The organism is Amycolatopsis sp. NPDC026612 (assembly GCF_040638285.1).
Lineage (GTDB): Bacteria > Actinomycetota > Actinomycetes > Mycobacteriales > Pseudonocardiaceae > Amycolatopsis.
In genome coordinates, this window is the sequence record NZ_JBEZYB010000142.1 from 1 (window position 1) to 12,426 (window position 12,426).

The 12,426-nt window shown below is 67.4% G+C and carries 13 protein-coding genes and 1 pseudogene; 8 read left to right on the forward strand and 6 right to left on the reverse strand.

Annotated elements, in window-relative coordinates:
• Positions 1-91: 91 nt before the first annotated feature.
• Positions 92-375: pseudogene (locus AB0F15_RS43910) on the reverse strand (leucine zipper domain-containing protein); the annotation flags it as partial.
• Between the two features lie 189 nt (positions 376-564).
• Between AB0F15_RS43910 and AB0F15_RS43915 the strand changes: the two are divergent.
• Positions 565-1,266, forward strand: a complete 702-nt coding sequence (locus AB0F15_RS43915; RefSeq protein WP_360283690.1) for an AbiV family abortive infection protein — start codon at positions 565-567, stop codon at positions 1,264-1,266.
• Between the two features lie 518 nt (positions 1,267-1,784).
• On the opposite strand, the gene AB0F15_RS43920 is transcribed toward AB0F15_RS43915, so the two are convergent.
• Entirely contained in the window at positions 1,785-1,988 is a 204-nt protein-coding gene (locus tag AB0F15_RS43920) for a hypothetical protein (RefSeq protein WP_360283692.1), read from the reverse strand.
• 113 nt (positions 1,989-2,101) lie between these two features.
• On the reverse strand, positions 2,102-2,335 hold the full coding sequence (locus tag AB0F15_RS43925) for a hypothetical protein (protein ID WP_360283694.1): 234 nt from the start codon (positions 2,333-2,335) through the stop codon (positions 2,102-2,104).
• Between the two features lie 587 nt (positions 2,336-2,922).
• Between AB0F15_RS43925 and AB0F15_RS43930 the strand changes: the two genes are divergently transcribed.
• The 4 genes from AB0F15_RS43930 to AB0F15_RS43945 all read left to right on the forward strand — a co-directional run bounded on the left by AB0F15_RS43930 (position 2,923) and on the right by AB0F15_RS43945 (position 5,396).
• Positions 2,923-3,825, forward strand: coding sequence for a YncE family protein (locus tag AB0F15_RS43930; protein WP_360283696.1), 903 nt, complete (start codon positions 2,923-2,925; stop codon positions 3,823-3,825).
• Between the two features lie 255 nt (positions 3,826-4,080).
• A complete protein-coding gene (locus AB0F15_RS43935; RefSeq protein WP_360283698.1) occupies positions 4,081-4,218 on the forward strand; it encodes a hypothetical protein in 138 nt (45 codons plus the stop codon).
• A gap of 212 nt (positions 4,219-4,430) precedes the next feature.
• Positions 4,431-4,811: a terminase TerL endonuclease subunit gene (locus AB0F15_RS43940; RefSeq protein WP_360283700.1), complete on the forward strand. Its 381-nt coding sequence runs from the start codon at positions 4,431-4,433 to the stop codon at positions 4,809-4,811.
• Between the two features lie 15 nt (positions 4,812-4,826).
• Positions 4,827-5,396: a hypothetical protein gene (locus tag AB0F15_RS43945; RefSeq protein WP_360283702.1), complete on the forward strand. Its 570-nt coding sequence runs from the start codon at positions 4,827-4,829 to the stop codon at positions 5,394-5,396.
• Positions 5,397-5,400: 4 nt separating this feature from the next.
• On the opposite strand, the gene AB0F15_RS43950 is transcribed toward AB0F15_RS43945, so the two are convergent.
• Complete coding sequence (locus tag AB0F15_RS43950) at positions 5,401-5,991, reverse strand: hypothetical protein (protein WP_360283704.1); 591 nt, start codon at positions 5,989-5,991, stop codon at positions 5,401-5,403.
• A 35-nt stretch (positions 5,992-6,026) separates the two neighbouring features.
• Between AB0F15_RS43950 and AB0F15_RS43955 the strand changes: the two genes are divergently transcribed.
• The gene (locus AB0F15_RS43955; protein WP_360283706.1) at positions 6,027-6,563 is read left to right on the forward strand and encodes a hypothetical protein; all 537 of its coding nucleotides are present in this window, start codon (positions 6,027-6,029) and stop codon (positions 6,561-6,563) included.
• A 268-nt stretch (positions 6,564-6,831) separates the two neighbouring features.
• On the forward strand, positions 6,832-7,101 hold the full coding sequence (locus AB0F15_RS43960; RefSeq protein WP_360283708.1) for a hypothetical protein: 270 nt from the start codon (positions 6,832-6,834) through the stop codon (positions 7,099-7,101).
• Between the two features lie 44 nt (positions 7,102-7,145).
• On the opposite strand, the gene AB0F15_RS43965 is transcribed toward AB0F15_RS43960, so the two are convergent.
• On the reverse strand, positions 7,146-9,686 hold the full coding sequence (locus AB0F15_RS43965; RefSeq protein ID WP_360283710.1) for a hypothetical protein: 2,541 nt from the start codon (positions 9,684-9,686) through the stop codon (positions 7,146-7,148).
• Positions 9,687-9,929: 243 nt separating this feature from the next.
• Here AB0F15_RS43965 and AB0F15_RS43970 point away from each other — a divergent pair, with 243 nt between their 5' ends.
• On the forward strand, positions 9,930-10,130 hold the full coding sequence (locus AB0F15_RS43970) for a hypothetical protein (protein WP_360283712.1): 201 nt from the start codon (positions 9,930-9,932) through the stop codon (positions 10,128-10,130).
• A gap of 696 nt (positions 10,131-10,826) precedes the next feature.
• Here AB0F15_RS43970 and AB0F15_RS43975 read toward each other — a convergent pair.
• Positions 10,827-12,275: a HEPN domain-containing protein gene (locus tag AB0F15_RS43975; protein ID WP_360283714.1), complete on the reverse strand. Its 1,449-nt coding sequence runs from the start codon at positions 12,273-12,275 to the stop codon at positions 10,827-10,829.
• Positions 12,276-12,426 lie beyond the last annotated feature (151 nt).

The window sequence follows — 12,426 nt, forward strand, 5'->3', positions numbered from 1 at the left end:
ATGTGTTGGTCGCACTTCTCATCCTGCCGCCGAAAGACCCGTCCCCTGGTCTCAGGCCCTCACCTGCGTCACCAACGTCACGACCCGCAACAGCTAGTTCGGTCGCGATCCGGCGAGCGGAGTATTTCCGCTGCCGGCGCAGCTGCTCGATCCGGGCCACTACCTCGGCCGGAGTGGCCACGAGTTGGTGGTGCGGGACGCTCGGGTGGTCGAGCAGGCCGCTTCGCCGTGGTGCCGGTAGCGGTTGACCCACTTGGAGGCGCATTGGCCGGAGATGCCCACCTCGGCGGCGACGTGGGCGAACGGTCGGGTTTGGCAACGCGCGACGAGCCGGCGGCGGCCCTCGAGCGACAGTGGGGCATTACGGTGGCGCACGGATGGGTCTTTCTCTCGGCGGATGTGTTGGTCGCACTTCTCATCCTGCCGCTGAAAGACCCGTCCCCTCGTCTCAGGCCCCGTCAGCCGTCACCAACGTCACGACCCGCAACAGCTAGACGACCAGGGAGTACGCGACAATTGATTCCGCAAAGTCACCATTGGTCCGTCCTTCAAGGTGGGAGTCATATGGCGAAGGGCATGAGGCGGCTGACCAGGCCGCAACTCACGGCGCTGGCGCAGGCCGCACTGGACAACGCCGTCGAACTGCTTGACGATGCGCGAATCCTGCTGGTGATGCGGCGGTGGCCGAGGGCGTGCTCTCTTGCGGTCCTGGCCGCCGAGGAGTACGGCAAGTTCTACCTCAGCGTGGTGACGGCGTTGCAGTTAGAGTCCGCCACCACGGAGACCTGGACGAAGTTCTGGAAGGACTTTGGCGGCCACCAGCCGAAGTACACGAATCTGGTCGGGCAGTTCGTTGACGGGCAGGACTGGGGACCGGTGGGTGGGCCCGGAGACGCGGAGTGGTTAATCGCGTGGAACTCACGGTCGGGACGGGCTGCAGACAGCGACAAACTGAAGCAAATGGGCTTCTACGTCGACGTCGACCGCGGCACGGGCGCGGTCCTCACGCCAGCGCGGTCGATCGAGGAGGACATCGCGATCCAGCAGGTCGAGCTGGTGGAGTCCGTGGTCCGCCGGCAGGCCGCGCTGTTCTCGGACGACCTCACCTTCCTGGTAACGCCGACTCCTCAGCTTGAGGGGTTCTGGGCGGAGGCGAAGGCGTTGAAAGGGGCTGGTGATCCGTCACGAGGCGACGCGATGGCGTTGTGGGAGAAGTACTTCGGCGCGATCACGGACGCAACCACGGACCGGGTCGACGGTGACTAGACGGGCGTCGTCGGTCATGTCCTCCTACTTCGCCGAGGCCAACCAGGATGTTGCAGACCACCACCGGGACCTGGCCAGCGGTGTCCCTGCGGCGCGCCGGACGGGTTCTCCATGCACCCCCGGAGGCCCATGTAGTCCACGATGACACGCCGCATCGTGGATTCCTCGCAAAAGAGGGGAAATCGGCTCGAGCGAGTCCCCGTGGACGGTTTCGTCGCTACCGCACCGCATCCGCATGGCGGTGATCTCGCCGGGCTTGTCGGGTCTGCTGGCAGCCACCACGCCATGCTCGGTGTCGGGTCATGGGGTGCGACGTCATCGGGGGCTACTCCGATCGACGGTCGATCGTGGCGAGCGCCTGCATCAGCAACGCCGAGCCGCTCTCGTCCAGCTACGCGGCCAGCTCGTTGTGCGCCTGCGCGTCCAGACAGCCCTGCCGCATCCCCGGCGGTCAGCCTAGACGTCATCGCGACCTCACGTAGCGTCTCCGGCGTGAACCGGGTCTTCGCCAGACCAAGTTACGTCTCGGCCGGCTGTTCGTCGCCTGCGGCGCGCGCATCGAGGCTCTGCCTGAACAGGATCAGGGCGAGCAGGAAGTTCCGGTCCATATCGGCTTCGGCCGCGAGGTGGTCGACGATCTCCAACGCGGGGCCGAGGTCGCCGGTCTCGCGGGCCTGGTCGATGGCGGCGCCGAGCGCGGTGCCCTGGCGGACTTCGTACACGTCGGGGAGGTCGATCTGGGTACCTACCTGGGCCAGTCTTCCGTTTCGGGCCGGCGGGGCGCATCGCCCGACCGGTCGCGTCCGGTTTTCGTCCACTTTCTGTCCAGCCGCGGCTACTTGGCCAGGCCGGCGCCCCCTCCCCCGTCGAACAGATGCTCCGCGACGTCCGGGTAGCCGAGAACAAGCGCGAGCACGGCGACCAGGTTCGTGCCGAGGATGACGATCAGCCGCAGCGAGGGCTTCTGCTGCTGCCAGACGGCCCGGCCGCCCGCGACTAGCAGGAGCGCGAGAACGCCACAGACCACGACAACTTTGACCAGCTCCACGAGGGGACCCACTTTCTCCACGCGGGCAGGCCAAAGAACCTGCTCTCGGGACTTAGGCGGCGACGCGCCGCATCGGACAGCGGAGCGGCTTCGGAAGGCCTGGCACAGGTCGTCGGTGCGCATGCGTCTGACTTGGCGGCTGTCAAAGTTCCACGGATCCCAGCCCCACCGCGCGTGCCCGGTCCACTGGCGGCCAGCCATGGTCGAGGGCGCACCATCGGGCGCAGCGGCAGCGGAGCTCCGGTGTGGTGGAAGTCGGCGGTGCACCGCGTCCGCAGTGGAGGCCATCGCCCCTCAGCCGTAGCGACCGGCTGAGGTTGTGGGCCGGTAGCACACCGCGAGCGTGTTCCCGGCAGGCACTTCGGTCTCGAATTACGAGTTTCTGCAACGATTGGGTCGCCGTCGGTAGCGCCGTCAGGCTCGCCAGCGACACCAACGCCATGCGAAACCGACGGTTCTTGCGAGACAACACATCTGCTCGGACCAGATGTCTGGTCATCGTCGTGCTGGCCGTCGTCGCAACGGCCTGTGCGCCGTCTCCGGCCCACGACGCATCCGAAGCCGCCGGCGATCCGAGCACAAGTACTGGCGCCCCTGTCAGGTATGGGGTGATCGCCACGGTCGCCGCCGGAAGCCAACCGTTCGGCGTCACAATCGATCCCGCCCTGCGGCGGGCTTTCGTCGCCGACGACGCCATGGATTACAGTCGTAATATAACGACGTTCGACACCGGCACCACTGCCCGGATATCGTCATTTTCGGCACAGGTCGGATCCGACACCGTCCTCGACGTCACGATCGATCCGCTGACGCACACGCTCTACCTGCCGCACTATCCCGAAGGAGCCGGTAGCGGCGTCACCGTGGTCAACGGCGAAAGCGGAGCCGTCACAGCCGATGTTCCCGTGGGCTCCGCCCCGTACGCCACCGACACCGATCCCGGCGCAGGCGTGCTTTACGTCGCCAACCACGGTGACAACGCGGTCTCGGTGATCGACGAGCGGAGCAACACGGTCTCGGCTGTGCTCCCAACCGGGGAAAGCCCGATGGACATCGCCGTCGATCCGACCACACACGTGGTCTATTGCGTGAACCAAGTCGGCAGCGTGACCGTGATCGACGGAATCAGCCGCTCAGTGCGAGCGACCATTCAAGTCGGGCACAACGCCAGTAGCATCGCCGTCGCATCGGAAACCCACACCGTCTTCGTGTCCAACTCCGACGACAACACCGTTTCCGTCATCAATGGGTCCAAGAACGCCGTCACCACGACATTTCCGGTTCCTGGCCGACCCGGCCGGCTCGCCGTCGATCCCGATCGCCACGTTCTGTACATGGGGAGCTCGGACACTTCGGTCTCGGTAGTCGACACGACGAACTACTCGATCATCGCGACGATGTCGGTCGGTCAGTACCCGAGCTCCATAGCGGTCGACCCGACCACGCACCACGCCTACGTGACGAGCAGCAAGACCAACACCCTTTCGGTCATCGGCCCGCAGCGCGCCTAGCAGACCGGACATCTCGAGCCTGAAGTCCTCGCGTCGGGCTGATCCCGACTTCCGCGGTTACGCGGGGTGGCGCGGTCGCCGGAGGACTCGGCCGCGTCACCCACGCCGTGGAGGAAACCCCGTGCGCTTGACCGCCTGCTCCCCCTGCGCGCCGCCGTCCCGCTCTCGCATTCCCCGTTCCCGCGGCAGCCGCGTCCGAATGGTTCGACCGGGCCGTCTCGCTGACCCTCGAGGATCAGCGGCCCGACGACTTCCTTGCCGGCCTTCGGGCCCGAACTCGTGCCGCTGGCGGGCCTCGACCCAATCGTCGCCGAGGTGAAGCACGACCTCTGCGCCGCGCGCACCCCGCGCCAGGCTGAGCGCGTCGTCACCCGGGCCGGCGACCGGCTGTGACGGACCGCCGTCGACCGACCACAAGGCCGCCGACCGGACCTCGGCGCGCCCGACCGGTTCAACGACCGGCCGCTGTACTGGGCACGGCAGCAGCTCAGCAGCGCGAGCCCGCCGGTGAACGCCGGCGGTCTCCTCGCACCGGGCTTCCCTGCTCATCGCGTTCGACCGCGGCTCGCGCGGCCTCGACGATGTCGGATTCCCGCGGTCCAACCATGACGAGTACGTCGGGATCGTCGGCGGCCCCGAGCGGTCACGGCACCAGTTCGCCTAGATTCGCAACGTCCCCGAGGACGCCGCCCCTGGGCGAGGAGAGCTGCGCGCTCGCGAACCCGGCGCTCGGCGACTTCCTGTCGATTCGGTCGCTGCGCCAGGAGGCAGCCGAGGCACAGAACGACCCGAGCAAGGAGAACAGCTTCCGGCAGTACCGGCTCAACCAGTGGGTCCAGCAGGCGCACCGCTGGATGCCGATGCACCTCTACCGTCAGTGCGCCGGCACGGTCGCCCCGGCACCGGACTGGCTACGCGCCGATCTGGCCGGCCGCCGCGCCTATGGCGGGCTCGACCTCGCGGCCAAGCTGGACATGACCGCCTAATTGTAGTCCCTGCTCGTGCCGGACGGCCTTGACGGCATGCCGTCGATGCTCTGGCGGTTCTGGCTGCCCGAAGCCGCCGTGAAGTTCCTCGACGGCCGGACCAACGGCCGGGTGTCCCAGTGGGCCGACGGCGGGTGGATCACCGTCACGCCTGGGGACGTCATCGACTACGACGTGATCTACGCCGACATCGCAGCCGACTGCGCCACGTTCAAGGTCATGGCCGCCGGGTACGACGAGTGGTCCGGTGAACCGGTCCGGCACGAGATCCAGAAGAAGACCCGGCTCGAACTCACACCGATCCCGCAGACCTACCGGGGCCTCACCTACGGCATGGCCGAGCTGATGGCGTTGACGAAGTCCCGTGCCTGGGCCCATCACGCCAACCCGGTCGCCGAGTGGTGCTTCGACGCTGTCGAAGTCCGCCCCCCTGCGGGCGACGCAGACCAGCTCCGACCTGACAAGCCCGACCGCCAGGCCGTCGGCAAGCGGATCGACGCCGTGCCGACGGCCGCGATGGCGATCACCCGCTGGCGAGAGCTGGCCGAAAAGCACGCACGGTCGGGGCGAATGGTGGTGCGGTAAACGGCTAGCGATGTTCACGAAACATTTCAGCCATTGTGGGACCGTCGACAGGTGGCAATCGGATTATCTTCGCAGCTCGCTTCAAAGAGTTGCGATATTTCCTTGTCCAGCGCATCGACTGGACGTATGCCATTTCGACTGCCTTGCGGTTCTCCCTGCGTTGTTCACGTACGGTATTGACCCTGATTTGAAACTCTTGCGCCTTGTCGGCGCCAGGCTCTTGTTGAGCTGCACGGATTCCTGACTCAAGCGTCGTAATTGACCGCTCCGACCTTCGCAAGCCTTCGTCGGCGATTGCGCGAGCTTGCGCAGTCAGGGAACCTCGGGCAAGACCATGCTTTTCACGTAATGATTCTTGCTTTTTTTCAACTACTTCAAGTAGTTGCATTGCCCGCTTCCAATCGCGGTCGCCACATGCCAACGCCAGCCGAAACTCCACGTAAAAGAATGATTCCAGTGTCGCGAGCATGTCGCGACTGGCACGTCCGGCGGTGACCAATCGATCCTTCCGACCCTCCAGTGACGGCTTGGCGAAATACTCGATCAACAACGTCACCACTGCGGCGGTCAAGGCGCTGATCAGTGCGGTCTGCATAGCTGCTTCTACCACGTCAACACCACGGTCGGGAGGTGGCCGTGGCAGTCGGCGACGTGCCGTCCCCGATCGATCAGCAGTGGATCAACCCGCTGATCCTCGCGCACAACTACGAGCTACCGGAACTACGGCGGCTGCTGGAGTACTACGAGGGCCGCCAGCGACTGTCGTACATGCACCCCGAGCTGGTCGACACCCTCGACGAGCGGGTGCGCCAGGTCGTCATCAACTGGCCGCGCCTGGTCGTCGACGCCTTGGAGGAGCGAATCGATCTCCAGGGCTTCCGGCTCGGCGGCCAGCCGGACGACCAGTTGGTCACCGGGCAGCAGGAACACCGCGTTGGAGCGCTGGTGCAGCAGCCGGGCACCGGTCGGGTCCTGCGGCGCATCCGGGCCGCGGACGGCCGTCCCGGCGTGTACGCCGAGCTGGCCGAGGTGCTGGTCGCGGTGTTCGACGCCCATCCCGGGGACGCCGCACCCGGCGACCCGGCACCATCGTGGCGCGCGGGGGAAGCGCCGTGCCGGCCCGCACCGGCGACGGCGGGCTGTGGATCGGGCACGCGCGCCGACTGACGCCCGAAGCACCGGGCACGACGGTCAAGCTGGTGGTCGGGCAACCCCATCCGTCAACTTCAGAAAACCTACGTTTAACCAGCGGGGTTCGGGATTTGATCCCCTGATGCCGTCACCAGCCGTGCTTGCAGTGACCCGCTGCGTTGGTGGCGCGCCACCGCCTTGTGGATCTCGCCACCACGTTAATAGCCGCGCACCAAACGAGAGCCGCCGTCGCATCCGCCGATTGCTGCTCCGGCCATGGCAGCACACTGGTGTAGGTTTCGCGGTGAGCACGGTGCCCGAGCAGGGCCTACACCACCCGCAGCTCGTTACCAGCCGCGACCGACAGGGTCGACGCACCTCCGCAGTGATCGACAATCTGTGCTTCGGCGGGCCCCTCCCGAGCGAACCGCCGCACATGCCCGGCGGGCTGAGCCAGTTGTGGCTGTCGGGCGGCTACAGCACCGGCGGGGTTGTACGGGCCATCCACGGCGACCGTTGGGTCCGGGACCACCCGTTCAGCAACTTTCCCGACAAGGTCGGCTCGGGCAGCTGATCGGCGACTGCTGCTTCATGCTGGTGAACCGAAGCACCAGACTGTCAACCGCCGTGGGACGACAAACGGGACCGCACGCGACGCAGAGCGGCTACCGCACCTGCCGTGCCCGCCGCCACTTCCCGTTCCAGCTGCTCGACCTGTCCCTCCTTGGCCAGCAGGTCGGCCAACCGAACGGCGGCGTACGAGTCGCCGTTGTCGGCCCGGACTCGCAGCTGCTGCACCTGTCCCTGCTCGGCAAGCAGCTGCGCCAACCGGTGGCCAGCGCGGACGTCGCCATTGTCGGCGCGGATGCGCAGGAGCTGGATGGCGTCCTCGACCTGTCCCTGGTCGGCCAGCAGGTGCGCCAACCGGTCGGCGGCGTGCTCGTCGCCGTTGTCGGCGCGGATGCGCAGCTGTTCCACTTGCCCCTCCTTGGCCAGCAGGTCGACCAACCGAACGGCGGCGTACGAGTCGCCGTTGTCGGCGCGGGCTCGCAGCTGCTCCACCTGTCCCTGCTCGGCAAGCAGCTGCGCCAACCGGTCGGCTGCGGACGAGTCGCGGTTGTCGGCGCGGGCTCGCAGCTGCTCCACCTGTCCCTGCTCGACCAGCAGCTGCGCCAACCGGCGGCCGGCGCGCTCGTGGCCGTTGTCGGCGTGGGCGCGAAGCTGCTCCACCTGTCCCTGCTCGGCCAGCAGCTCCACCAACCGGTCGGTGGCGTGTTCGTCGCCGTTGTCGGCCCGAACGCGCAACTGCTCCATCTGCCCCTGCTCGGCCAGCAGCTTGGCCAACTGGACGGCAGCGGACTCGTCGCCCTTGTCGGCGCGGGCACGCAGGAACTGGATGGCATCCTGGGCCTGTCCGTGTCTTGCCAACAGCACAGGCAACCGGATGATGGCGAGCCCGTCGCCGTCGTCGGCGAGGGCACGCAGGAACTGGAGGGCGTCCTCGACCTGCCCTTGCTCGGCCATCAGGTGCGTCAACCGGATGGCGGCGTACTTGTCGCCGTTGTCGGCGTGGGCGCGCAGGAGCTGGATGGCGTCCTCGACCTGCCCTTGCTCGGTCAGCAGCCCAGCCAACTGGATGGCGGCGAGCCCGTCGCCGTTGTCGGCGCGGGCACGCAGTTGCTGCTGTCCCTGCTCGGGCAGCAGCTTGGCCAAGCGATAGGCGGCGAACTCGTCGCCGCCGTCGGCGAGTTGTTGGTACAGGGTGAGCGTCTCGTGGCCGCGGCCACGGCGTGCGGCGTTGTCGGCGAGGCGTTCGGTGTCGTCGGGGTGATGATGGCGGACCAATGCGTGCCAGGCGGTCTCGGGAAGGTGCTCACGACGGCGGTTATGCAGGGCGTGCTGGTGCAGATAGTCGGCGACCCGGTAGCCGGTGATGGTTCCCATGTCAGCGGCGACGGGTGTGAGGGCGGCGGTGGCGCCATGCAGCAGCCTGGTGGCGTAGGCCAGGGCGTGCTCGAGCCAGTCCGGAGGTGCGGTGGCCACGTCCCGCTCGTTCAGGTAGCCGGGTGCGGCGTGGGTGAGGTAGTCGCGGGTGAGGGGAGCATGGGCGCCGACGCGGCGGGCGTCGAGCGCGGCGGTGATGACTGCCTTGGCGTAGGAGGGTGCCTGGTTCCAGTGGCGGATCAGTGCCGGCCCTGCGGTCATCACCTGGGTGAAGCCGGCGTCGGGGGTGTCGAGGGCGACCCGGATCCGGCCATCGGTGCCGGCCAAGTCTTCGGCGCGGCGCCGCTCGTGGATGCTGAACGCGGCGGGCACGTACAGCACGTCGGCCAGGTCGAGCAGGCGCCGGTCGTTGGCATACGGGTCCGGTCGGCCGTTCTCGGGCAGCGCCACACGGTCGCGCACTTCGGCGGGCCAGCACGTCGCAACCAGCACCACTCCGGCCGCGATCAGCTCGCGGGCCTGTCCCGCCGGCACGCCTGGGAGATGGTCGAGGTAGTCCTGTAGCTCGTCCAGCCACACCACCGTCCGCCCGGCCGGTTGCGCGGCGAACACCTGCAGCGCCTCGGCGTCGCGGGGGTGCAGCAGCCACCAATCCGGCATCACCGCCTGCACCGCCTCGAACAGGGCGCGGGTCTTCCCGACCGAGGAGTCCCCGACCAGCAGCACGAACCCACCCTGGTTCCCGGCCCGGGTGAGTTTCGTGCGCAGGTCGGCGTCGAAGTCCCGCGGCACGTATAGCGGCAGCTCATCCTCGCCCGGCCCGGACTGCACGTTCTCTGGCGGCTGGGCCGGCTGGATCGCTGTTTGGACTCCCAGCATGCGCGGCCGCGCGTCGCGGACCCTGTCCGCTCCCGGCGGCCGCCGTTGGTGCTGGGTGGCCACTCGCTCCAGCGCCTGCAGCCATGGCCGTTGCGCCTCTTCCTCGTGGATGCCGCAGGCGGCAAGGAACGTCACCACCGTCTCGGCGCCGGGCACGGACTTGCCTTTGATCAGGTCACCGGCGGTCGACTTCGGTAGAGCCGGTCTCCGCCCGCCCCTCGTCGGCAGCTTCGCGGCAGCATCAGCCAGCCCCTTCAGTGACAGCGACCGGGCACGACGCAGCTCGTCGAGGGCGTCGGCCAGTTGAGACAGCGTGCTGATCTCCACCGAATCCATGCCACCACCCCGAAGCCGCCTGATGCAGTGTCCGGCGACGGTCACCGGACGGTGCCGGACACCATACTCCCGCCAGCGACGCGCCTACGTTCCTGCTGCTCAGTCCGCCACACGTGCCGGCTAGCCGCCTCTGCCGTCCGGGTCAGTACGGAGCCCATGCCGGACCCCGTTCCAGGCTGATCGACTGCCCTCGGCGAGCACGGACCGGCCGGGCTCACGAACCCCCGAGAACAGGACACGATCATGTGGACGCCGTTAGTCACCCTCATCGCGCTGGTGCTGCTCACCGCCGCCGGCGCCGCAGCAGCGGTGGCGCTCACCACAACCGACCACCAGCGCGCCCTGCGGGCCGTGACCCTGCTCAAGATTCTGCTCGGTGCTCTCCTCGGAAGCAGCAGCGTGCTCGCCGCAGTGATCCGCCTGCACCAGGCCGGGCTGCTGTAACGCCGCGATTGAACGGCCCCCTCCCAGATCGGCCTGCCCCACGAGCTCGCATTTGAGTCCGATACCGCCCGGACCTCGAACCTGCACGCGTTCGACCAGCTCTTGCCGAGCTCTATGTCCCCGGCGAGGGAAGCCTCCGTGGGCCCGCGTCCTGGGCGAGCGCGACACCTTCGTCCACCGCCGATGTCGATGCCCGAACTTGCCTGCGCGGGTGAACCGGGCTTCTGTCGCCGTGTGCAGGCGACTGCAGGCCTTCGCCTTGCACCGGATTCCTCTGCACTACGGTTGCTTCTGCCCTGTACTCGTGTGCCCGCGGGGGATGGGACTGTCGACTGGTCGACGGTCCGGTGGTCAAGCGGGCGTGCTCACGTGGCTCTGGATTGGCGGGGGCCGGGTCCCGAGACCGGGTGCTTACCATCAGCCCGCCGCCGATCGACGGATGTGTCCTTGGCGGACACAAACGGGAGGGCACGTGGGAAAACGCAGCTCACTGGTGTTGACGTTTGCCCTGATCGGCTCGGGCGCGAACGGTTCGTGCGTGTCGCCGGATGGCGTGGCGCAACTTCAGGTTGCGCCTCCTATCGGAGCTGAGGGAGCCGCGTCAGGTCACGATGTGCTGTGCACAATCGGATTGAACGCGATCCCCTTGCGGTTTCCCCGGCGAACCTGGCGTCGCCGGTGAAGATCGCCCCACCGTCACAGGATAGACCGGTCGCCGCGGTCGATCGCAACCGCGAGTCGCTCGGCTGCAACACCAAAGGCTTCGAGGACGAACGCTACCGCAACGGTATGTCCGAGGCGGGTCAACGCGGCCAGCTGTGCGTTGTCCTGACGCGTGTTGTTCCCATGCGCAAGGTTGTTGCGGGCCTTGCCCATCACCTGCCAGATGTCCTCTGGCTGATCCACAATCCCCTGCAGGAGTGGTGGAATCGGATCCACGGCGGAGTTCACCCGCGCTCGTACGGGCTCCGGCAGCGTACCAGCGAGAAACCGAAGCCGGTCCTTCAGGTCGTACGCGCCGAAATAGGCTCCCTCTGCACGGAGCCACTGATAGTCCGCGTCCGAAACACCAGCGGCCTCCCGCAACCGCGTGAACACGCCCTTCTTCTGTTTCTTGAACTCGGCCGGGCTCAGCGCTCCGATGCCGTACTTCTTGCTGTGGAAGCCTTCCAGAGCAGCAGTGAGTGCGATGAAGCGCGAGGTCACCGGCAGCGCCGCGGTGCTGATCGAGACGAAGTAGTCGACGAACGTCGGGTGCTCCGTTTTGAGAGCTTCCCAACCGGCCAGTAGCCTCGGCAGGGGTGCACCGTCGGGACCGCAATGGACCAGCGGCAGCTCACTCGGATGCGGCCTGCCGGCGACCTCGTCCTGCTGGGTCAGCGCCGACCCGAACACCACACACGGGCCGTGCCCTCCGGCGAACGTGACCTCCGCCCAGGTGATCACCTGTGGCCGTCCGGTGGCGAAGCTGGCCAGTTCGGCGACCGGGCGCGCGTACTCGCTGAGCCACTGTCGAAGCGGCCGAGCGGGCCCACTGACGGTAACCACAGGGGACGCCGTCACCGACATCGTGTACAGCTGCGGATGACTGAACGAGCCCAGATAGTGCATCCGCACCGTGTCCGCGGCGCCCGCGGGCCAGGAGCGTTCCGCCTCGTCGTTCCACGTCGCCCGGAACTCGGGCGGGCGCTCTCCCCCGCGCAGGCTTGCCGGGAGCTCGAAGTACCTCAAGGGGGGCACACCCGAGAGCGCCGTCAGGCCGGTGACCTGAAAGGTGATCTCGTCGAACAGCAGGTCGGTGTTCTCGCGGAGGTTCGCGCCACACACGGCAAGATCTGCCTGCAACCGGGACTGCCCAGGCAGCTCGTGCGAAACGGACGCATCGATCAGCGCAACATCGAGGTTGTTACGCAGTTGGCCGCGGGCCACCCCGTACGGCTCGACGCTCGGTTCCCAGACGGTCCACGACGGATCGATCCACCCATCGTGCCCTGTCGATAAGGACTTCGCCGGCAAGTCGTAAGCCATCCCAGTAACGGCTTCGCCACCAGCCAGCGTGACCAGGCCAGACACCAATGTGCCGTCATGGGCCTGCCAAACGAGCGGGTAGTCGCCCGGGCTGAGCAGCCTGCGGATCGTCGTCACGTCACCTCCATGGTGATTGGCCCAGCCAGGTCCTTGAGCGGGATACCAGCGAACTTAGTGGTCGGTTTTGGAAGTTCTTCGGGGGTGTTGAGGCGCTGCGGGTTAGTGGTCGAGGTAGAGGTAGCAGGCGCAGTCGAGGGCTTCTTCGGGG